Source organism: Paenibacillus sp. FSL H3-0457 (genome assembly GCF_037981725.1).
GTDB classification, from domain to species: domain Bacteria; phylum Bacillota; class Bacilli; order Paenibacillales; family Paenibacillaceae; genus Paenibacillus; species Paenibacillus amylolyticus.
Window position 1 is genome coordinate 6,329,217 of record NZ_CP150283.1, and the last position, 22,165, is coordinate 6,351,381.

Here is a 22,165-nt window from a genome sequence, read left to right on the forward strand (position 1 = left end):
TATCTCATCCTTTGCGGCCTAAATAGTTAATAATCTGCTGTGCAGGCACTCTGGCTTCCTGCTTCAGTTGGGTGATGCCTTCTTCATGTTCCTTCAACCACTGTGAACGTTGATCCAGCAGTCCAACAACAGTCTTGGCGAGTTTGTCGCCATCGAGTGTATCCGTATTGCCTGCTGGTTCACTGTCCAGACGAAGCAGGAATTGATCAATTTTCGGATCATACGAGATACCCACCGGAGGCACATATTGCGAAGCCGCATAGATCAGACTGTGCAGACGCATACCGATGACGAGATCACACTTGCTGACTTCCTCCAGCATAAGCTGAGGGTCGGTCAGATCTTCTGTGATGCTAATCTCGCTGCCTTTGCTGGTCACATCACCTAGCATTTCAATAAGGAATCGTGATGCCTGTTCATCCACTGGCAGATGAAATGGTAGAAAACGCAAGTGCACCGCTCTTTTGGAGCACAGCTTTTTCAATCCGGCGGCAATAGCCGTAAGTTCCTTCCGGTCTGACTCCCAGAAACGTACCGATACGCCGATCACAGGAAGCTTGGTATGTCCTCCAGTTGAAGGTTCCACTCGATTAGCTTGAGTAGCAGCATTTGCTGAGACAGCACCTGCGCCCCTCTCAACTTTTGTTTCAGGTAATGGCAAACCCATTACGGGGTCAGGTACAACATGGATCTGATTCCACTGTAACCCGAGCCCACGCAGGTAGTCTGCAGATTGTTCATCCCGAACGGATACATAGGTGCAGGCCTTAAAAACCGATTTGATCATCGGATTAAAAATTTTACGATTCACAGGGCCAATCCCCTGTGCATAGATAAACGTTGGTTTTTTCAGCCACTGGGCCAGCTTGATTACACCCAGATAATAAGGAATGGATTTCAGTCCAGTTGCATCCTGCAGTAGACTTCCTCCGCCACTGATTAACCCGTCGCTCTCCTTGAGTGCTTCACGGACTTCCTTCAATTTCATACGATGCACGGAGCGCACACCGTACATGGCGGTTGTCGACTCGGGATCACCCGAGAGAACAATCGGTTCAATGGTTATGTTCGACCTTTGGCTTTCCTCTTCCAGCGCTGTCAAAATCGACTTTAGCACCGCTTCGTCTCCGCTATTGCGGAATCCGTAATACCCCGAGATGACTAACTTTTGAGAAGTGGTGACCATTTTTTCCAACATCCTTCCGCTACTTGCCACACACCCACAGCAATGATACCGAAGATTAAGCCAAGTCCCAATCCCATCACTCCACGAATGAGTGACAATACAGCCGGCGTATGGATATGCGCGAACGTATCCACCATGGACAACTGTCCAATCGCTGCAATAATGAGCACAAAGATGACTTTACGATATTTTAAAGCGGCGAACACGCCAACGATAAATAGCGGGTGTCCCAGCATAAATTCTTTGAATCTCGGACGTACACCGAACGTATCTTCCAACGTGGTACGAAGGAACATCTCAAATGGTGTTACTGATCCCGAGTTGCCTGTACGGCTCAAGTAATAGTACCCAACAACGGCAGCAACAAGCGCCAAAACAACCATTAACACATTAATTGGCATACGAAGCATTTCTTTAATTTTCTTAATAGAGAATGAACCCGACCCACGATAAAACACAATATATATCGCTACCAGTGCCATAGGTGCAAAGTGCAACAGACTCACGCCGCGGAACTGGTTAATCACCAGACTGTACGTAATACTGTTAAGCAATGCGATGACAAAAGGTACCGCCAGGAATGACAGAATCGAAGTTCTTACATATAACACCAACGTTTGTTTCAAACGACGACCCGCAGATGCGTCGGGTTGACGCTGTTGCTGATAGTTCACTGTACGAACGGCCAGCACCATCGCTATGGTCGGCGCGGCGATTGCCACAAGCAAGGCGATTCCTTGCTCCAGCAGCGTTGGTTTCAAGAGGAACAATCCTGCACTGCCCACCAAAGCGACCACAAATGCGATCAAAGTCAGTAGGGGGATAAAATAAGAAACCATAAGTGCAATCATGGCAATTGCACCAACAAGAGCAACCAGCTTGGCATAACGCTGAATCGAAGAATCCTTAACTGTAAATGCTTCAGCTTGTCCTAGCTCGAATCCATGCTTCGCCATGCGTTCTACGGCATGACCCGGCTCACCCAGGCTGTTGATCAGATTCTCAATTGGATCTGTAATCATAGCCTTTGCTGTATTCCGGCTTGGTGATGCATTCATATAGAGCATACGAATGTTGCGATCCTTGGTTGCCAGAACAAAACGGTCAGCAATCGTATCTACGTCCAGATTGGCATCCCCATCACTAAGCGAGTACAGACGCGTAACGTTGTAATCCGTTTTATAAGCGAGGGTCTGGAATCCAGACTGCGGTTTCTTCAAGTTCTCAATTGCTGCAAGACCAATATTGTGTTTGTTCAGCAACTGTGCGAATTGGTCGAGACTTTTCATGTCTGCATTATCATTGTACCCTTTCACAGCATCACCATCAAACAAGATGCGCTTTACGCCATTCTGTTCGAAGAAGGTAAGCAAGCGCTCCATCGATTCCTGGCTATATGGCACACTGTCCGAGATCCGCGGCAAAATGTAGAACCCTTTATCACGCAGCATCTTCACGGCAACCGGATCGGGCTGCAAAGGCTGCATGTTGGCATTCTCCGGAGGAGTCTGCAATATTAAGCCGCTACGACCTTCATATTCCCATGGTACTACCGGAATCTGCCGATCAGCGAACGTTTGTTCAATAATAGGGGTATACGTCTGTGCGTTTTCCTCTGATGTAAATAACACATACGTGTAATTTGCATTAGAAGGGATCACATCTTTAGTCAGGTTTGCGAGATCCTGGCCGTTATATACCATTAGTCGGCGTGTCTTTCTCAGCTCGTCCAATGTACTTTCGAACACAGCCATCGTTGTTACGCCTGCGTCTTTTAGACGAGTCAATTGTTCATTCATGAAATCTTGCGGATGTGCCTGATACGCTGAGATATCCAGCAGTCCTCGATAGTTAAAGACAAGCTCCACCTTTTTGGCAGAAGATTCTGTCTGCACCCGATCACTGATTACAGGGATGGACGCGACCAGACCGATAATAACGACGAGCCACAACCACTTCCGAGAAGCGTTATTCCAATAAAGCCATTTTTGACGCACTACATGTACCTCCTCAAGTGTTGGAACCAAATGCACGTTCAGCTCAAGTAATTCGTTCATTTAAACATTCATACAATAGGTTACAAACAGCTTGTGTCAACAAGCCTTCTTATATGCTAGAACCATCTACACTTTATTTCAAAGAAAAACCCCTCCGCCAACCAACCTTACGGTGCGGAGAGGCCTTCTCATGTTCTTGCTCATTGTTGCATTCGTATTATTGTGCGTCTACACGCGACATCACTGTAGTCACCAGACGCTCGATCCAGCTTTCCGCATCTTCCAAATTCTCTCCACGCACGGCGAAGTATACTTTGATCTTCGGTTCTGTTCCTGAAGGGCGCAAGCAGAACCATGAACCGTCTGCCAAAATGAACTTCAGTACGTCCGCCTTCGGAAGACCGTCCAGACCAAGGGAGTAATCCAGTACATCTTGTACAGCAATTCCCGCTACTTCTTGTGGCGGATTGGAACGCCAGTCCGTCATTTTGGCTTGAATCTGAGCCACGCCGTCTTTGCCTTTCAGCGTACGGGACTCCAGCTTCTCCAAGAAATATCCGAATTGGTTGTACAGCTCTTGCAAGACATCATACAACGTCTTGCCTTGGCTCTTATAATACGCAGCTGCTTCAGCAATCAGCATCGAGGCAAGGACAGCATCCTTGTCACGGGCATAGTTACCGGAAAGGTAGCCATAACTCTCTTCATATCCGAACAAGAATGTATGACTGCCTGTTGCTTCGAACTGGTTCATTTTTTCACCAATATATTTGAAGCCCGTCAGTGTGTTCATCACTTCTGCACCGTAATGTTCAGCAATAACAGCACCCATCTCACTTGTTACGATTGTTTTGACAACCGCACCGTTACTTGGCAATGTACCCGTCTCTTGCAGGCGACTGAGCAGGTAATGTACCATAATGGCACCAGACTGGTTACCGGACAAGACGAAATATTTGCCATCATTGTCCTTCACGACAGCACCCATACGGTCTGCATCCGGATCTGTTCCGATCAGAATGTCAGCACCCACGGATTCTCCCAGCTTCATTGCAAGCGTAAACGCTTCGCGTTCTTCCGGGTTAGGGGATTTCACAGTAGAGAACTCAGCATCTGGCTGTTCTTGTTCAGCCACAATGTGCACTTGCTCGAATCCGATCTGCTCCAGCACGCGACGTACAGGGATGTTGCCTGTTCCGTGTAGCGGTGTGTAAACGATTTTGAAATCACGGCCTATGCCGGATTGGATCAGTTCACGGCTCAGACTGCGGCTCGCTACGGTATCCACAAACGCTTGATCTTGGTCTTCACCCAACCAGATCAGGAGTCCTTGAGCTTCTGCTTCTTCTTGCGTCAGCTTTTTCACGTCAGCAAGGGAAGGCACTTCCTGGATGTACTGAATGACTTTTTCCGCTTCATCCGGTACCAATTGACCGCCCTCATGATTGTATACTTTGTAGCCGTTATATTCCGGTGGGTTATGGCTCGCTGTTACAACGATCCCTCCAGTTGCCTTCTGATGACGCACTGCGAATGACAGCTCAGGAGTTGAACGCAGGGATGGGAACAGCTTGGCTACAATGCCGTTTCCAGCCAGTACAAGCGCAGCATCCAGTGTGAATTCAGGTGAAAAATGGCGGGAATCATGAGCAATGACAACAGAAGGTTTGCCTTCTTGGTCACCATGTTGCTCAAGCAAATAACGCGCAAATCCTTGCGTTGCCCGACCTACGGTGTAACGGTTCATCCGGTTGCTTCCGGCACCAATGACTCCGCGCAATCCCCCTGTGCCAAACTCCAGGTTTCTGTAAAAACGTTCCTCCAGCTCTTTCGGCTGATCCTGCAAGTCACGAAGCTCCTGTTTCGTTGCTTCATCAATCGAAGCATCCTCCAACCATTGCTGCAAAGTCTCTGCTGCTGCTGTGCTTAACTGTTCCATTCCGATAAAACCCCTTCCGTCTATATAAATTCAGGTGTGCTGAGTTACTTCAGCATCTTGCATCATTCGGTCCGTCTACGTTCCTGCATGATGTCAATGCTCACATATGTAATCAGCTTGGGTCAGACAGTGCAAACATGATCTCGCCTTCAGCGACCACTTTGTCGTTGACTCGGGCAGTTGCTTTACCTTTACCAATAGAACCTTTCAGACGTGTAATCTCCACTTCCAGAATCAACGTATCTCCGGGCACAACTTGTCCACGGAATCGGAAGTTGTCCAGTCCCGCCAAAAAGCCGATTTTTCCTTTGTTGCCTTCCAGATTCAGAATGGCTACTGCACCAACTTGCGCCAGCGCTTCTGTAATCAGTACACCCGGCATTACCGGATACTCTGGGAAATGACCAATGAAGAAAGGTTCGTTAATGGTTACGTTTTTCAAACCAACGGCACGTTTGCCATCCTCAATCTCTAGAATCTTGTCCACCAACAGGAACGGCGGACGATGCGGGATAATTTCTTGAATCTGTTTGATATCGAGCACAGTGTAATCTCCTCTCAGGATGTTTATATGAGCGTTCTTCATCATGGATTTTTCATGTGCGCATAGGTGACCGTTACGGTTACGGATCGTTCTTTCGATCGCTGTTGTTTCCTAATGTTTCTGAACTATTTTTCAGATGGATAACATTAGGAAACAAAGGCGAGCGCTTCGCTTCTTTCGAACGATTCCGTTCCCTTCACTGACTTTAGTGCGGACATGGAAAACCTGATTATGATCAAGTCGAAGCTCATATAAAAGGTTTTTAATTTTTAAATTTTGTATGGAAAGCATATTTTCGGTTAACACTAGTTATATCCTTCATGACTGCAGTAGTGAAGGTTAAGATAAGGGGTCTCTCTTCGCGATGACGAATGTCTTTCGCAGGGGAGGCCTCTTTTGTGACGTCAAACGTCATCCATCATTATACTGTTTTCAACGTCAAAAAGAAAACTCCTGCCTGCGCAGGAGTTTTCGCTTAACTCGTTACATTATGGAGCGAATACCAGATTATATACATGTTCCCATGTACTCCATTGCCATACGGAACCGATATCCTGTTTGCCCAGTACCACATATCCAGCTACCATTCCGCCAGCGAGGGCAAGAACAAGCAGGACCGGAACCAGGAACCATCTTGCGATGCGCCATCCACTCTTCTTCTTCTTGACTTCCTTTTTCTCCGGCTTACTGTTCTGCTGCTGTGTTTCTGTCATCACATTCACCTTTTACGCTCTCATATTGTTGGCAAGACCCAACATGGAATCACTTGAAGTTAGCGCCTTTGCCGCCAGCTGATATGTCCGCTGTCCTTGCATAAGCAAAGACATCTCCTGTGTCAGATCAACGTTGGATTGCTCCAGAAATCCTGGTCGGATCAAGGCCGCTGCTTGACGTGTAGCTGCATTAGCGCCAAATACATCATCTTCGGTTAATCCCGCATCCAGACCAAACAGGTTATCCGCAAACTGCACCAGCCCCTCAGGACGTTCAATGTCTACCACTTGCAGCTGTGCTCCAATGGTTGCGTTTGCCGCATTACCGCGTCGGATTAACAGGTTGCCATTTTCATCAAAAGCAACTTTGCTATTATTCGGTGCCGTAATACGATTGCCTTGACGATCCAGGGCAAAGTGGCCTTCGCCATTGACCATCACCATCATATCAGGTGAATTCGGAGTAGGCTTAGGTCTTGTATCAGGTACAAAATGAAATGCACCCTGACGTGTCCACATTTTCTCCCCATTCGCTTCAACTGCAAACATCGCATTTCCTTCAATGGCCAGATCGGTCGGAAGACCAGTCTCGTTCAAGGGGCCTTGAGACATATCCTTCGTTACATCTGCCAAACGAGCACCAAAACCGAGGTTATATCCCATCGGTGTGGAACGCCCATCCAGTTTGTACTTGTCCGGTTGTTGTTGAACCCGGGTCAGCACATCCTCGAATGCCGCCTGCTTGCTCTTATAGCCTGCCGTATTCACGTTGGCAATATTATCGGAAATGACATCCAGACGCTGCTGTATGGCAGTCATGGAAACCTTGGCACTAATCATGGAATTATTCATTGGTGGTATACCCTCCCTTGTGTCCTGTCCACCCTCCCAAACCCTCCCTAGTAGGGAGGGCCCCAGATGGCGCTGCCCTCTGGACTCCCGAAACAGGCGGATTAGGTAAGTGGGGTACGATCTTGCTAAGTGGCGGTGGTGTATGTGCGCCGCGACTGCCCGACTATGATTCCCGCCATCGTTTCACATGGCTGAATCATAGCACGGCACGCTCTTTATGCGGCGTGTAGCTCCGCGGGGTCTCTTCCCTGCTTTGCTCCGCAAAGGGCTGTCGTGACCGTCGCTTCGCTCAGGTACTGCTACGCATTCCTCGCATAGGCTCTCCGCTGCGCGGTTATATTTAAACGTCGGCGTTATACACGCCCGACTTCATTGACGGCTTTATCCAGACTGCGGTCGTAGAATTGTACGATCTTCTGGTTTGCTTCATACGCACGGTATGCAGCGTTCATATCAACCGTTGCCTGTGAGGCATCCACATTGGAACCTTCCAGGTATCCCTGACGGATCTGCACATTATCACCAGCAGCCATCATCCGGGACGTTGCCCCGTTTGCATCGCTGAGACTGAAATTGCCATTACCTTGACGAACCAGTTGATTCGGCTGGTCAATGACACTAATGCCAAGAGTAACCCCTGTTGGTGTACCCGTTGCTGCATCTACCAAACGGCCTTGCTCATCCACTTTAAATTGCTCCACAGAACCTGTCAACACTACAGGTTGTCCATTATTATCCAACACTTGTGAACCTGTTGAACTCAGCAATTGTCCCGTTCCAGTGATCTCGAAGTGACCATCGCGTGTATATCCGGTGTTACCTTCTGCATCCTGAACTGTAAAATACGCCTGAGGCTGGTAAGTCACCGTGCCATCGGCCCGTACAAACTTGCCTGATGCGTCAAACGGGACAGGTTGTCCAGTCTGCGGATCATTGACCGTCATATTGGATGAAATGGAAAAATCATTTTTCTGCCCAGTCTCCATAATGGTCCCCTGCAAATTCATGGACAAACTCTCTTCCGCGAACACCCCCGTGTTCAGCTTGCCCAGCCGCTTTGTTGGAAGATTTGCATCTCCGCCTACCAAAGTAATGAGCATTTCCGGGAAGGAACGGCTTACGCTGTTCACCTGTTTGTATCCCGTGGTGTTCATATTTACGATATTCTGTGTTGCTGTGTCATGGCGGCGTTGTTGCGTAATCATTCCCGCAGTAGCGGTGTACAGACCTCTTAACATGAATTAACCCCTCTCCTCAAGCGCTTGACCTGCATCACAGGTTGGCTGCTTGTCCGTTCTGCTTTCCGAGCATGGCGAACCTTTGCTATTTATATCGGCAGATTAGAACTTTTTCTTAACCACCTGATCCAAATTATTAAGCATTATGCCTGTCCCCTTCACGACACAGTGCATTGGATCTTCCGCCACCCATACCGGTACATGCAATTCATTGGACAAAAGCTCGTCCAGTCCGTTCAGCAATGCACCTCCACCAGTCAATACAACACCACGGTCGATAATGTCCGCTGACAATTCAGGCGGTGTACGTTCCAATACCGATTTGGCTGCCACGATGATGGATTGCACGGAATCCCAAAGTGCTTCCTGTACTTCATTTCCCGATATCGTTACGGTAACAGGAAGGCCGGATACCATATCGCGTCCGCGAATGTCCATCTCTGTTTGATGTCCACCCGGATGTACGGTACCAATCGCAATTTTGATATCTTCAGCGGTCCGTTCACCGATCATGAGCTTGTACTTGGCTTTGATAAACTTGATAATGGCTTCGTCGAACTTGTCCCCTGCGACTTTAATAGAAGAGGCGGTGACCACGTCGCCCATAGAAAGGACTGCAACGTCAGTCGTACCGCCGCCGATATCCACGACCATATTGCCGCTCGGCTGAAAAATATCCATTCCCGCACCGATCGCTGCCGCTTTCGGCTCTTCTTCCAGAAACACTTCTTTGGCACCACTGCGTTCTGCCGCCTCACGGATGGCCTTCTGCTCCACGGAAGTAATGTTCGTGGGTGCACAGATCAGAATTCGAGGGTGGCTGTACCAGCTTCTTGCACCCACACGATTAATGAAATGTCTGAGCATCGCTTCTGTAATCTCGAAGTCCGCAATAACGCCGTCACGCAGCGGTCTAATTGCAACAATGTTACCTGGAGTACGCCCCACCATACGACGCGCTTCTTCCCCAACAGCAAGGACACGCTTCGTATCTCTTTCAATGGTCACGACGGAAGGTTCATCGAGGACAACCCCACTTCCTTTCACGTGAATAAGCACGTTCGCCGTGCCAAGATCAATACCGATATCCTTGCTAAACATAAAAGAGCCCCCAAAGTGATATTATTTGGTCAGCGTATCCTGTGAAAAAGAGTCCCTTATCACGTCACCGCTCGTTCGACAAAGTGCAACATATATATGTAAAAATCGGGCTGATAAGATGTCATAATTCGATCCTGTACCAGCTTTTAACATATCATACTTCAGGGGAGGGATTCAATGCATGTGTGAGCTTTTTGCCCTACGTCTTTGTGAAGATGCTTACGATTTGGCGGAAGCCAACACCTCACGTTTCTTGCCACTCGTTTTTTTGTATTTAATTTTGGTCGCTTCCCCGCCCCGCAAATGGCGGATCGACTTGTGATACTCCAAAATGTGTTTCACCTGGTCAGCAAGATCAGGGTTGATTTCCGGCAGACGCTCCGTCAGATCCTTATGCACAGTACTCTTTGACACGCCGAATTCCTTGGCTATGGTACGGACCGTATTCCTCGTCTCAACAATGCAGCGACCAATTTTGATGGTCCGTTCCTTGATGTAATCGTGCACGCTCCCGCCTCCCTACTGTGTGGATAGTTTGGTACATTATATGAGGAGCATGCCTATATATTCGCGGTTTAGAGGTGTGACAAGCTTCGAAGGTCCCATTATTTTCTGAAAAGCACAAAAAGAGCAGAGGTTTAACCCCCTGCCCGTCATGTTGCTGCGGTAAAATTCATTTATTTTTCCGGAAGATATCCTTGAGGGTTAACCGGCTGTCCGTCTTCGTACACTTCAAAGTGAAGATGGTTGCCAAGCGTTTTACCCAATTCATTGACGCCAGCGGATGCAATCGCATCTCCCTGTTTCACTTCGTCGTCCTGTTTCACTTTGACGTCTGCCAAGCTTTGGTACACCGTCTTCAGGTTATCGCTATGTGTGATTTCCACAACTTGACCTGTGAGCGGATTTTGCTCAACCCGGGTAACTTTACCAGCAAGCGCTGCTTTTACTTCAAACGTTTTGTTATCCCCACGTGCCAGATCCACACCTGTGTTCGGGATGAATGTATCATTGTACTGCACCATTGCCGCTTCATGTTCCTCGGTTGAAGCTTCGCTATCATAGAAAGGTTTTACTACCGAAATTTCGGACGGTACCGCTACCGGCCATACAAAATTCTCCGACTTTGCAACAACTTCCACACTTTCTTCTTCTCCGCCTACTGTTGTTCCTTCTGTACCCGCCGATGCACCTGTTTCTACTACCCCGCTAGCAGGGTCCGAGTTTAGCGTTTTGTCGCCTGTGCCCTGATAGACCCACACTAAGGTTAGTATAATGCCTGCTGCTGCGATGTAGGCTGCCGGGAAGACCCAGCGTTTGGACATTGCTCTTTTCCATGAAGAGGGCTGACTAGCCGGTACTCCTTGAGTTGTTTTAGGAGTTTCTTCTTGGTTTGTTTTTTTGTTTTGTTCATTCATGTTAATCACCTCAGTAACAAGTGTTACCGGGTGCAACTCTTTTATACACGCGCGACTCTAATTATTTTCACGGAGGTTTCAGAGAGTGCTATATATGGAGTGTGTGTGCAGCTAGTTGGTGCGCCGCTTCGGGGCCAGAAAACCTTTCGACCGCTGGTTACTACCAGATTTCTTCTATCACCTTCTTCAAAGGTGAAATCCGGTAGTAAAGGCGGACGCTTCGCTTCTACAGGTCTTTTCTGTCCCCTGCGCTCTCCATACGCTAGCACTCTCCGCATATATAGCCGAATCTCGAAAGCTCCGGAATGCGTGTTGGTAGACTGGTCTGGATTGGCTGTAGAGGCCGATCCTTCTATGAAGTGCATTTATCGGTGAGAGCGAAATGATATAGGATGTGACTGATGAAATACCCTTTAAGCCACCTTAGGTTCGTTAAAACGAGATATGAGATTAGAGATTGGCGACGCCACATCAACAATAACTGTTCAATACAACATCTAGATTTGAAAGAAGCTAAATCATGAATGGTTACAGTATAGTTAGAAGTTGCTTGGTAGACAGGGAACATAAATCAATTTTTTAACCTTAGGGCTTGGAAACTTGATTTCAACGTTCTGGTTCTGGTTCTGGTTCTGGTTCGGCTTGCTTATTGCGAATGAGCATGTAGTGAACGGCAGTAACCTAAATTTTGCTAATGATTAGGATATTAAAATAATTCTAACGAACTCAGGCGGCCTTAATGGCGGGGAAATCGTGGCTTAGAAATTCTAACGAACCGTAGACACGCTAATCACTCTTTTGGGCGCTATTATCGAATCAGTTCGGTGGTATGTCGTGATATAACGCGTCTGAGATTCGTTAAAATTTCCATTCGTTGTAATATCGCCTGATAAGGCCTCCCAGGTTCGTTAGCGTGCAACTGCTCTCATTCACATACATTTGTATACATTCGCACATACTCCTACTCATTCGAATTATTTCGCTTTATCCATCCGTGTTCATCTCTCCTACTTCGATGCAAGCATCTTGGATGCCTGTCCGAATGAAATGCCGGTATAGTAGTGTTTGAGAATTTGGGTGGCCGTGTGTCCCTCCTGCGCCATGCCGTTTGCTCCCCATTGGCTCATGCCAACCCCATGACCGTAACCGTACGTTGTAATCTGGATTTCGTCACCTGTGGTCTTCCAACTGAACTGGCTGGATCTTAATCCAAGCAGTTTACGAACCTCGGGTCCGCTGAATGTCTCACCTGCGATCTGCATTTCCTTAATCCGATGTCCTTTGGTTGTAGACAATACTTTCATCCACGATCCACCCTTCTGGGCGGTAACCGGAATGGCATCCAGGTTTAACTTCTGCAGAATCTCGTTACGCTTCATGGTAACGGTCTGCTTGAATCCTGGTGCCAGGTTTTTGTCCCACGGACTGTCTACACTTTGCAGATACGGCACGGCGTTCCCCCATACATCCTCGGCATTCTCGGTATACCCATTACTTGTGGAAAAAAAGGATGCGGTGATTGCCTTGCCCTGATATGTCATCACCGTATCTCGACTTTCGCGCACAGCCTGTTGCAGCTTCTCCCATTCCTTCGCCTTCCCTAGACGCGTCCAATCCGCTTTCACCTGATCTGGCGGAATAAACACCTGATGGCTGACCGTATCCGTCACATCCGCCGCACCTGATGGCACACCGCTTGTATCACTCGCAGCTAACCTACGCACGATAAATGTACGAGCAGCTATTGCCTGCGCCTTTAACGCCTCCAGTCTGAATTCCGCTGGCATCTCAGCTGCCACAACCCCGGTAACATAGTCTTCCAATGGCAGATTCATCGTTGTGCCCGTTGCAGACAGGTATACGCGCACTTTAGGTTCAGGGTACGTAACAGGAACGGCTGGCGCAGGAGCTGGGGTTCTTGTACTGCTTGAATCTGTTGGAGCAGGGATCGGTTTTGGTGATTCGCTTGTCCGCGGCCATACCAGAATTACCGGAATCAGTAACGCCATTGCCAATAAGGCAGATACAGCGGCAGCAGGTTGCCATCGCGTCGTATTACGTCCCCATCGGGGTTTTCGTCCAAATGTCCGCATTCGGCGACGCTTCACTCGGCGGAACTGGTCCAGCTCAATAACAGGTATATGAATATGCTCGGTTGTCTTTCGGTTCAGTTCATCTGCCGACACCCGTCCTGGATTGGATAATCTTGCAGGCTGTGATGGAACAGTCCTCAGGTTCAATGGGGCAGGCTTGTCTTTTTCCACTCCAGAAACGGTATTTCCCTCTGGCTCTTGCATACCTGGACGAGGGACAAGGGGTACCTTTACCTGTACACGAGCTTCTTTCATTCGAATATAACCCTCCGTTATCTATGGCCGGTCATGTGCCGGTCGTGTTGTTCAAATCCATAGTTTAGGTTATGAGCTGGCTTGATCTGATAGAACCTGATTTGAGAGAAACGAGGCCCTTTTCGTTCTGTTCAATTTCTTGTTTTCTTTTGCTATGTACATCATAGAAACGTTGATCTGTCGCTGTATACCGGTGTTTAGCTGGATCCGACACCCATATAAAGTATGCTCTTTCATTTGGTTCAGAATCGATACAGAATACGATGTTATGCTATACAAGTTAGGACCAGCTATTAATAGAATCAGGTATCAAATATCTCGTTGTCTTCTTAAAAGTAAACACAAAAAAAGCCAAGCCAGATGGCTTAGCTTTATCATTTTTTACAATATACGTTCCATCGCATTCATAATCCACACAACCGTGTGACTCATAATAGAGGGCCATATTTTTTCTATTCAATCCAGTGTTAAGCCAAAGTTGGTTGTACCTTAAACATCGGTACTTCTTTCTCCACTTTTTCACTAGGTGCTTTGGTTGCTTCCAGCTTAGGCTCATCAACCGAGATCCGATAGATGTCAGCGCCAAGTCCGTTAAGCTTCTCAGCGAGATGTACATAGCCACGGTCGATGTGATGAACACCGCCCACTTCCGTTGTACCTTCAGCAACAAGACCTGCAATAATGAGTGCGGCACCCGCACGCAGATCGGTAGCCGTTACTTTGGCACCCTTCAGTTTGGCATTACCTGTGACGATGGACGAACGTCCTTCAACTTTGATCTCCGCATTCATCAATTGGAATTCATCCACATGCATGAATCGGTTTTCAAAAACAGTCTCTGTCACGACACTTGTTCCTTCAGATGCAAGCAAAAGTGCCATCATCTGGGATTGCATATCGGTCGGGAATCCTGGGTATGGTAATGTTTTCACATCCACAGCCTTAAGAGGGCGATCTGCGATTACACGCACGCCATTCTCATCCGGTTGGATTGTAACACCCATCTCTTCAAGCTTCGCGATAACGGAGCCTAAATGATCAGAGATTGCACCTTCAATGTACACGTCACCGCCCGAAATTGCAGCAGCAGCCATATACGTACCAGCTTCTACCCGATCCGGAATAACGGTGTGTGTAACACCTGTCAGTTTCTCCACACCTTCAATGCGGATCACTCCAGTACCAGCACCACGTACGATGGCACCCATCCCATTCAGGAAGTTGGCAAGATCCACAATCTCAGGTTCTTTTGCCGCGTTCTCCAGAACAGTTACACCTTCGGCCAATGTTGCAGCCATCATAATATTTTGAGTGGCACCTACGGAAGCCACATCCAGATAAATTTTCGCGCCACGCAACCGACCTTGGCTACGAGCTTCGATATAACCTTGGCCCAAGCTGATCTCTGCGCCCATGGCTTCAAAACCTTTCAAATGCTGATCAATAGGCCGTGTACCGATGGCACATCCACCAGGAAGTGAGATTCTTGTATGACCCATTCGAGTCAACAAAGGCCCCATGACCAGGAAAGACGCCCGCATTTTACTTACCCATTCATACGGGGCTTCACAGGAAGTAAGTTTCTCCGCATTTACGGTAATCACTTCGTCCCGGTATGTAACTCCCGCTCCCAGCGATTCCAACACCTTGTTAATCGTCATCACATCGTCTAGAGGAGGCGCGTCAATAATAACGCTTTGTCCTTCTTCCCCTAAGAGAGAGGCAGCGATGATCGGAAGAACAGAATTTTTAGCGCCGCTAACTTTGACACTTCCGGTCAACCTTTTGCCACCGCGGACGATAAATTTGCTCATCATGGTTCCCTCCGCGCTTTTATTCCCTTTTCTTCATTCCGGAATACGTAAGCCCCACTATGCTAGAAAGGACTGTTGCTGTGTGTGGAATTTCGACATATTCTGGCATATTGCCACAGATGTCTGTTCAGAAAAGAATTGGTTTTTATAATCCATATCAATGATACCATGTGCCGTGCATCTTGCTATTCAGCATGTAAAAATCAGTGTCTTACAAGCCAGCAGAGCATCAGAACAGACAGAGTGGGATGGTTATTAGCCGGCATGAACCGGATATCCCGTTTATAACTACAAAATAAGTGAACAATTGTGAATTCCCTAACTTCCATCATAACATTGTTGAATTGTACGATACAAGCATTTTTACATAAAACATCTCAAATTCATCCAATTTTACGTCACATTTTTTTCTTAATTTCTTTACCGACAACTCATACTCTAATTGTTAACACAATTAATCGATGTTATTCGACAATGAGCAGCTTGAAGAACCTAACAGATGATTAACCAACCATCTCAACATTAAAACAAATTACGCAACATTTGAGTCCAGGACAAGTAGTCAATGACAAAGCCAGCAACGGCATGCCCCAAAATGATGGCGAGCAACAAATGCAACAGTCTTCCCTGAGCACCTCGTGGCTGCCTGATGATTAAATCCAGTTTGAGATTTGTCAAAGCCCACCAAGACAACGCAATACATAACAGGGAGACGATGATTGAGACCAAGCCATTGGTGCTTAATGCTTGGTTCACCTGATTCGTCAGATCAGTATCCATATATTCTTTACCTCCACATTTGTTGCAGCGATCAGCATATCATATGCCCGGCACCCATAACTTGTTAGTATACTGGAATGTCTTAAGCACAACATACTGAGCGTACTGTCAGATTTACTCCTGCCAGGCAGGAATCTCCTGATGCCCAATCACCGAGCAGCAACAATGCGGCTGTGCATGACTATGGAATCTACTACGCAGCTTCCTGCTTCTGCTGACTCTATGGAATATAGGCTCTTTCATCATACATTGTCAATTACATTGATTTCCACTTCTAAAATATTTTAATTTTAAAATGCCGGGATTTTGTGACTAAAACGACATAAAAGAGCGCTATTTCGATATCGATTCTGTCATTTCCTCGGAAATAATTTAAATTTACTCATGAAAAAAATGGTTCTCTTAGTGGTAAATGCGCCCACTACTTTAGTCCTACATTCTATTCAAATAATCATAATCGGTGAATATTTTGCTTAAAATACTTCTGTTTACTGAAGGGATAGGATGGATTTGTGGTCAGCCCTTTTGATATATTCGATAAAACAATTCTATTAAACAAACTCAAAAAAGCCCGGCAGACTAAGCCGCCAGGCTTCAAAGAATCGTTTATTTGCCGAACACATTAATCCGGTTAACCGCTTTTTGCAGCGCAATCTCTGCACGACGGTGATCAAAGTGGTCCTGATTGCTTTGGCTTGCAAGCCGACGTTCTGCCCGCTCTTTCGCCGCACGCGCACGATCCACATCAATGCTTTCCGGGAATTCAGCACTCTCTGCGAGTACAACAACCTTATCTTTACGAACTTCGATAAACCCGCCACCGATAGCAACTCGTTTATTTTCTTTTCCGTTATGGATATAGATTGGTGCAATCTGCAAAGGTGTAACCATAGGAATATGACCTGGCAGAATGCCCAGTTCCCCTTCAATACCACGAGCCGTAATGCTATTCACCTGTTCTGAATAGACCAAACGCTCGGGTGTTACGATTTCCAACAAAAAGGTGCTCAATTCCATCCCTCCTGAAACTATCCGAAGGATAGCCCACATAAGGACAATCCTGGATTCAGACTAAACCAGTGTTTTGGCTTTCTCCACTGCCTCTTCAATTGTACCAACAAAGAGGAAAGCTGCTTCCGGAAGATCATCATACTTACCTTCGAGAATCTCTTTAAAGCTGCGCACCGTTTCTTTAACCGGAACGTATTTACCTGGAATACCGTTAAATGCTTCAGCAACGTGGAAAGGCTGGGACAAGAAACGTTGGATTTTACGAGCACGGTATACAAGCGCTCTATCTTCTTCACTCAACTCGTCCATACCCAGGATTGCAATGATATCTTGCAATTCATTGTAACGTGCCAAGATACGTTTAACGCCTTGAGCTACGCTGTAGTGTTCTTCACCTACAACTTCAGGGGACAAGATCCGGGAGCTGGAAGCCAGTGGATCTACCGCAGGGTAGATACCCATCTCGGAAATTTTACGCTCCAAGTTCGTCGTTGCATCCAAGTGGGCAAACGTCGTTGCAGGAGCCGGGTCAGTGTAGTCATCCGCAGGCACGTAGATGGCCTGGATGGATGTTACAGAACCTTTTTTCGTTGATGTGATACGTTCTTGCAGTTGACCCATTTCTGTTGCCAGCGTAGGTTGGTAACCTACCGCGGAAGGCATACGTCCAAGCAAGGCAGATACTTCTGAACCCGCTTGGGTGAAACGGAAGATATTATCGATAAAGAGCAACACGTCACGGCCTTCTTCATCACGGAAGTATTCCGCCATCGTCAGACCTGTGAGGGCTACACGAAGACGTGCGCCTGGAGGCTCGTTCATTTGTCCGAAGACCATTGCTGTTTTGTTGATAACGCCGGAATCACTCATCTCGTGATACAAGTCATTACCTTCACGTGTACGCTCACCAACACCCGCAAATACGGAGATACCGCCGTGCTCTTGTGCGATGTTGTTGATCAATTCCTGAATGGTTACCGTCTTACCTACACCGGCACCACCGAAGAGACCGATTTTACCACCTTTAGCGTAAGGAGCAAGCAAGTCGATAACTTTGATTCCTGTCTCCAGCATTTCTGCTTGGGTAGTCAGTTCATCAAATGCAGGTGCTGAACGGTGAATCGGGTTCTTGTGCTCAGCAGCTACGGCACCGCCAGTATCAATTGCTTCGCCGAGTACGTTAAATACACGACCCAGTGTTGCTTCTCCGACGGGTACAGAGATTGGTGCTCCTGTATCTAAAGCTTCCATACCACGAACAAGTCCATCCGTGGAGGACATCGCAATACAACGTACTCGGTTGTCACCCAGATGTCTCGAAGCTTCGAGTGTAAGGTTCACACTTACGCCGCTCTCACTTACTGTAGTGATCGTAATGGCATTGAGGATTTCCGGCAGACCGCCGCGATCAAACTCGACGTCAACAACCGGACCCATGATGCTCACAACGCGTCCTTTGTTCATCTTAACGTTCCCCTCCTACAAGCCTGCTACTTTTGCAAAAATAATGTACCGTTCGTTTATCTTTGCTCTGCAAGCCTTCATTAATAAAAACAGTTAGCCTTGTGCTGCGTTGGCACCTGCCACAATTTCCGTAATCTCCTGCGTAATCGCCGCTTGACGGGCACGGTTATAGGTCAATGACAATTCGTTAATCATTTTGGATGCATTTTTGGTTGCATTACCCATCGCCGTCATTTTCGCGCCTAGCTCACTCGCCTTACCGTTCAAAAGCGCACCATAGATCAGCGTTTCCGCGTAACGCGGAAGCAGAACCTCCAGTACAGCCTCAGCAGACGGCTCGTATTCGTAGCTTGCCGTTGGTCCTTCCGCAGCAGTTACCTCAGGTGTTTCCATCGGAAGAAGTTTTTCTACCGTAGGAATCTGGGTCAACGCATTCACAAAGCGGTTATAACAAATGTACAATTCATCAAATTCAGCCAGTTCAAACCCATGAACAGCTTCGTGTGCGATGGATTTGATGTCTGCAAATGAAGGCGAATCCGACAGATCCGTTGTTGTGGATGCCATCGCAATTTCACGACGTCTGAAGTAATCGCGTCCTTTACGTCCAATGACGAACAATTCGTAGTCATCCTGGGAGTTGTGGCGCTCTTTGAGCGTCTGATTAACCTGACGCAAAACGTTCGCATTGTATCCACCTGCAAGACCACGGTCCGATGTAATGATCAGGTAAGCTGTCTTTTTGACCGGACGGCTCTCCAGCATCGGATGCTGTATACCTTGCGTGCTTGATGCAATACTAGCTACAACTTCTTTCAGTTTCTCCGAATAAGGACGGGCTGCTTCCGCTTTTTCCTGCGCTTTACGTAGTTTTGCAGCAGCTACCATCTCCATTGCTTTGGTGATCTGCTTGGTGCTTTGTACGCTTTTAATTTGCCGCTTAATTTCGCGCATGCCTTTTGCCATGATTTCACCACCTTAAAGTTTTGACAGAGTCAAAACTACATCGTAAGCACAACCCTACTTTGACGGGGTCAAAGTTACTTCGTAAGCATCATCTTTTTTGACAGAGTCAAAGTATTACATGCAGACATGCGGAATCGGTTAGACAACTCCGCACCTGCAATCATTTATTTAGACAGAGACAGCAAAGCTCTTTCTGAACTTCTCAATTGCACCTTTCAGTGCATTTTCGTTGTCTGCAGTCAATTCTTTAGTATCACGGATGGATGCAAGAATCTCCGGATGGCTGCTCTCCATGAACGCGAGGAACTCACGTTCGAAACGAGTAACATCACCTGTTGGAATCTCATCCAGGAATCCTTTAACCGCAGTGTACAAGCTGACAACCTGTTGTTCTACAGGCAGCGGCTGGTTAACACCTTGCTTCAGGATTTCCATCATACGCGCACCACGATTCAGGCGGGCCTGAGTCGCTTTATCCAGATCGGAACCAAACTGGGAGAACGCTTGAAGCTCACGATATTGAGCGAGGTCGAGACGCAGGGAACCTGCAACCTTTTTCATCGCTTTGATCTGAGCAGAACCACCGACACGGGATACGGAAATACCTACGTTGATGGCCGGACGTTGTCCAGCATTGAACAAGTCAGCTTCCAGGAAGATTTGTCCGTCCGTGATGGAGATTACGTTCGTTGGAATGTATGCAGATACGTCGGAAGCTTGTGTTTCAATAAACGGAAGTGCGGTTAAAGAACCACCACCAAGTTCATCATTCAGCTTCGCAGCACGCTCCAGCAAACGGGAGTGCAGGTAGAAGACGTCACCCGGATAAGCCTCACGGCCCGGTGGACGACGAAGCAACAAGGAAAGCTCACGATATGCAGAGGCTTGTTTGGTCAAGTCATCATAGATAACCAGAACGTGCTCGCCTTTGTACATGAAGTACTCACCCATCGAACAACCGGAATACGGTGCGATGTACAAGAGTGGTGATGGATCGGAAGCTGCTGCAGTTACAACAATTGTGTACTCCATTGCGCCTTTACGACGAAGAGTTTCCACAACTTGAGCAACCGTAGACTGTTTCTGACCAATAGCCACATAGATACACTTCATGCCGCTACCTTTTTGGTTCAAGATCGCATCAATCGCGATGGATGTTTTACCTGTTTGACGGTCACCGATGATCAACTCCCGTTGTCCGCGACCGATTGGAACCATTGCATCAATGGCTTTGATCCCTGTTTGCATCGGCTCATGAACCGATTTACGATCCATTACGCCTGGTGCTTTACCTTCAACCGGACGGAATTCCGTTGTAGCGATTGGCCCTTTGCCATCTACAGGAATACCGAGCGGGTTCACAACGCGTCCAATCAATGCTTCGCCTACAGGCACTTGCATGATTTGACCAGTACGTTTCACTTGGTCACCTTCACGAATATCGTAGTAAGGTCCCAGGATAACGACACCGACATTGCTTTCTTCGACGTTCATGGCGAGTCCCATAACACCGCTTGGGAATTCAACCAACTCGTTGGACATGACGTTCTCAAGTCCGTAAACACGAGCAATACCATCACCAACCTCGATTACCGTTCCGACTTCGACTACATCGATATCGGTCTTGTATTGTTCGATTTGGCTCTTAATTAATGTACTGATTTCTTCTGGTTTGATACTCAAGTGTCCTCACCCCAATCTACTGTACTCGTCTGTTAAAAGACTGCTCAAGACGTTCGAGCTTGCCAGCCAAGCTGCCGTCATAGATCGTATCGCCAATGGCGACTTTCAATCCGCCCAGCAGAGTCGGATCAACAATGTTCTCGATACGAATCTTTTTATTCACACGGCCACCGAATTCACGGGCTACCGCTTCTTTTTCTTCATCATTCAACGCATAAGTCGAATAGACACGTGCATCAGCGATGCCCAGCGACTCACCTTGGATCTTCCGATAATCATTCAGCAAGTCTCCCAGCAATTCAACGCGTCCGCGCTCAATCAACAACAAGACTGTACGAAGGACTGAATCGGATACCTTGCCATCAAGACTTGAGTGAATCACGTTCTGCTTGGCTTCATCAGAAATATTAGGGGATACGATAAATTTCTCGATATCTGCATCTCCGGTCAATGCACTGACTACTGCAACCAGTTCCTGTTCAACCTCAAGCACCTGCTGTTGCTGAAGAGCAACTTCGAACAATGCTTTCGCATAACGCTTGGCAACAATCGTATCGCGGCTCATTGTCGGCCTCCTACCTCATTGAGGTATTGGTTCACAAGCTCTTCTTGTGCAGGACCGTTCTCAACTTCTTTTTTGATCAACTTGGATGCAATCTGAACGGAAGCTGTACCCAGTTCGCTGCGAAGTGCTGCGACTGCTTTGTTCTTCTCGCTCTCGATTTCGCGTACTGCATCGTCTTTCAGACGATTAGCTTCAGCTTTTGCATCAGCCAAAATCGATTCAGCTTGTTTGCCACCCGTTTGTTTGGACTGTTCAATGATGTCGTAAGCATCTTGACGTGCTTGCTCAAGAGCTTGTTTTTGTTCCTCCACATAGGCAATGGCCTGTTCCCGAGTCTGTGCAGCCTCATTCATCTGCGTCATCACGAGTTCACGACGTTTTTCCATAATGGAGAACAAAGGCCCGAAGGCATAACGGCTAAGCAGCCAATATAAAATTGCAAATGCAACAATCGCAAGAAGCGTATTTTCCCATATGAAACTCAATCTGTTCACTCCTTCCTGGAGGTATCCTTGAAACGTCATCCGTTAGAACGGACATTACCTA

At 47.4% G+C, this 22,165-nt stretch carries 19 protein-coding genes; all 19 read right to left on the reverse strand.

The window, feature by feature from the left end:
* Positions 1-4: 4 nt before the first annotated feature.
* The 19 genes from csaB to atpF all read right to left on the reverse strand — a co-directional run bounded on the left by csaB (position 5) and on the right by atpF (position 22,104).
* Complete coding sequence (csaB, locus tag MHH25_RS27905; RefSeq protein WP_076328737.1) at positions 5-1,186, reverse strand: polysaccharide pyruvyl transferase CsaB; 1,182 nt, start codon at positions 1,184-1,186, stop codon at positions 5-7.
* Entirely contained in the window at positions 1,162-3,183 is a 2,022-nt protein-coding gene (locus MHH25_RS27910) for a DUF5693 family protein (RefSeq protein ID WP_076328736.1), read from the reverse strand. The genes csaB and MHH25_RS27910 overlap by 25 nt, the downstream gene beginning before the upstream one ends.
* Positions 3,184-3,400: 217 nt before the next feature.
* On the reverse strand, positions 3,401-5,122 hold the full coding sequence (locus MHH25_RS27915; RefSeq protein ID WP_047840692.1) for a phospho-sugar mutase: 1,722 nt from the start codon (positions 5,120-5,122) through the stop codon (positions 3,401-3,403).
* Positions 5,123-5,234: 112 nt separating this feature from the next.
* On the reverse strand, positions 5,235-5,666 hold the full coding sequence (fabZ, locus tag MHH25_RS27920) for a 3-hydroxyacyl-ACP dehydratase FabZ (protein WP_036613058.1): 432 nt from the start codon (positions 5,664-5,666) through the stop codon (positions 5,235-5,237).
* A gap of 488 nt (positions 5,667-6,154) precedes the next feature.
* Positions 6,155-6,379 carry a DNA-directed RNA polymerase subunit beta gene (locus MHH25_RS27925; protein WP_017691949.1) on the reverse strand — a complete coding sequence of 75 codons (225 nt, stop codon included), beginning with the start codon at positions 6,377-6,379 and terminating at the stop codon, positions 6,155-6,157.
* A 12-nt stretch (positions 6,380-6,391) separates the two neighbouring features.
* Complete coding sequence (locus MHH25_RS27930; RefSeq protein WP_076319216.1) at positions 6,392-7,231, reverse strand: flagellar hook-basal body protein; 840 nt, start codon at positions 7,229-7,231, stop codon at positions 6,392-6,394.
* A 353-nt stretch (positions 7,232-7,584) separates the two neighbouring features.
* Complete coding sequence (locus MHH25_RS27935; RefSeq protein ID WP_340018641.1) at positions 7,585-8,469, reverse strand: flagellar hook-basal body protein; 885 nt, start codon at positions 8,467-8,469, stop codon at positions 7,585-7,587.
* 102 nt (positions 8,470-8,571) lie between these two features.
* A complete protein-coding gene (locus MHH25_RS27940; protein WP_036612542.1) occupies positions 8,572-9,570 on the reverse strand; it encodes a rod shape-determining protein in 999 nt (332 codons plus the stop codon).
* 219 nt (positions 9,571-9,789) lie between these two features.
* Entirely contained in the window at positions 9,790-10,077 is a 288-nt protein-coding gene (spoIIID, locus tag MHH25_RS27945; RefSeq protein WP_024632710.1) for a sporulation transcriptional regulator SpoIIID, read from the reverse strand.
* A gap of 170 nt (positions 10,078-10,247) precedes the next feature.
* Positions 10,248-10,988, reverse strand: a complete 741-nt coding sequence (locus MHH25_RS27950; protein WP_192134995.1) for a M23 family metallopeptidase — start codon at positions 10,986-10,988, stop codon at positions 10,248-10,250.
* 1,007 nt (positions 10,989-11,995) lie between these two features.
* Entirely contained in the window at positions 11,996-13,336 is a 1,341-nt protein-coding gene (gene spoIID / locus MHH25_RS27955; RefSeq protein ID WP_340018642.1) for a stage II sporulation protein D, read from the reverse strand.
* 467 nt (positions 13,337-13,803) lie between these two features.
* Entirely contained in the window at positions 13,804-15,150 is a 1,347-nt protein-coding gene (murA, locus tag MHH25_RS27960; protein ID WP_017691942.1) for a UDP-N-acetylglucosamine 1-carboxyvinyltransferase, read from the reverse strand.
* A 522-nt stretch (positions 15,151-15,672) separates the two neighbouring features.
* The gene (locus tag MHH25_RS27965) at positions 15,673-15,930 is read right to left on the reverse strand and encodes a DUF1146 family protein (RefSeq protein ID WP_017691941.1); all 258 of its coding nucleotides are present in this window, start codon (positions 15,928-15,930) and stop codon (positions 15,673-15,675) included.
* Positions 15,931-16,536: 606 nt separating this feature from the next.
* Positions 16,537-16,941, reverse strand: coding sequence for a F0F1 ATP synthase subunit epsilon (locus tag MHH25_RS27970; RefSeq protein WP_036612555.1), 405 nt, complete (start codon positions 16,939-16,941; stop codon positions 16,537-16,539).
* A gap of 60 nt (positions 16,942-17,001) precedes the next feature.
* Positions 17,002-18,405: a F0F1 ATP synthase subunit beta gene (gene atpD, locus MHH25_RS27975; protein WP_036612557.1), complete on the reverse strand. Its 1,404-nt coding sequence runs from the start codon at positions 18,403-18,405 to the stop codon at positions 17,002-17,004.
* A 93-nt stretch (positions 18,406-18,498) separates the two neighbouring features.
* Positions 18,499-19,371, reverse strand: coding sequence for an ATP synthase F1 subunit gamma (gene atpG, locus MHH25_RS27980; RefSeq protein WP_340018643.1), 873 nt, complete (start codon positions 19,369-19,371; stop codon positions 18,499-18,501).
* A 168-nt stretch (positions 19,372-19,539) separates the two neighbouring features.
* On the reverse strand, positions 19,540-21,054 hold the full coding sequence (gene atpA / locus MHH25_RS27985) for a F0F1 ATP synthase subunit alpha (RefSeq protein WP_047840700.1): 1,515 nt from the start codon (positions 21,052-21,054) through the stop codon (positions 19,540-19,542).
* Between the two features lie 16 nt (positions 21,055-21,070).
* Positions 21,071-21,619, reverse strand: coding sequence for a F0F1 ATP synthase subunit delta (locus tag MHH25_RS27990; protein ID WP_036612565.1), 549 nt, complete (start codon positions 21,617-21,619; stop codon positions 21,071-21,073).
* The gene (gene atpF / locus MHH25_RS27995; RefSeq protein WP_036612568.1) at positions 21,616-22,104 is read right to left on the reverse strand and encodes a F0F1 ATP synthase subunit B; all 489 of its coding nucleotides are present in this window, start codon (positions 22,102-22,104) and stop codon (positions 21,616-21,618) included. Before atpF ends, MHH25_RS27990 begins: the two co-directional genes overlap by 4 nt.
* Positions 22,105-22,165 lie beyond the last annotated feature (61 nt).

Bases quoted from the DNA above. Each gene is read 5' to 3' on its own strand.
- csaB (WP_076328737.1), bottom strand. From the start codon at position 1,186: ATGGTCACCACTTCTCAAAAGTTAGTCATCTCGGGGTATTACGGATTC.
- MHH25_RS27915 (WP_047840692.1), bottom strand. From the start codon at position 5,122: ATGGAACAGTTAAGCACAGCAGCAGCAGAGACTTTGCAGCAATGGTTG.
- MHH25_RS27925 (WP_017691949.1), bottom strand. From the start codon at position 6,379: ATGACAGAAACACAGCAGCAGAACAGTAAGCCGGAGAAAAAGGAAGTC.
- MHH25_RS27930 (WP_076319216.1), bottom strand. From the start codon at position 7,231: ATGAATAATTCCATGATTAGTGCCAAGGTTTCCATGACTGCCATACAG.
- MHH25_RS27935 (WP_340018641.1), bottom strand. From the start codon at position 8,469: ATGTTAAGAGGTCTGTACACCGCTACTGCGGGAATGATTACGCAACAA.
- MHH25_RS27940 (WP_036612542.1), bottom strand. From the start codon at position 9,570: ATGTTTAGCAAGGATATCGGTATTGATCTTGGCACGGCGAACGTGCTT.
- MHH25_RS27950 (WP_192134995.1), bottom strand. From the start codon at position 10,988: ATGAATGAACAAAACAAAAAAACAAACCAAGAAGAAACTCCTAAAACA.
- spoIID (WP_340018642.1), bottom strand. From the start codon at position 13,336: ATGAAAGAAGCTCGTGTACAGGTAAAGGTACCCCTTGTCCCTCGTCCA.
- murA (WP_017691942.1), bottom strand. From the start codon at position 15,150: ATGAGCAAATTTATCGTCCGCGGTGGCAAAAGGTTGACCGGAAGTGTC.
- MHH25_RS27965 (WP_017691941.1), bottom strand. From the start codon at position 15,930: ATGGATACTGATCTGACGAATCAGGTGAACCAAGCATTAAGCACCAAT.
- atpD (WP_036612557.1), bottom strand. From the start codon at position 18,405: ATGAACAAAGGACGCGTTGTGAGCATCATGGGTCCGGTTGTTGACGTC.
- atpG (WP_340018643.1), bottom strand. From the start codon at position 19,371: ATGGCAAAAGGCATGCGCGAAATTAAGCGGCAAATTAAAAGCGTACAA.
- MHH25_RS27990 (WP_036612565.1), bottom strand. From the start codon at position 21,619: ATGAGCCGCGATACGATTGTTGCCAAGCGTTATGCGAAAGCATTGTTC.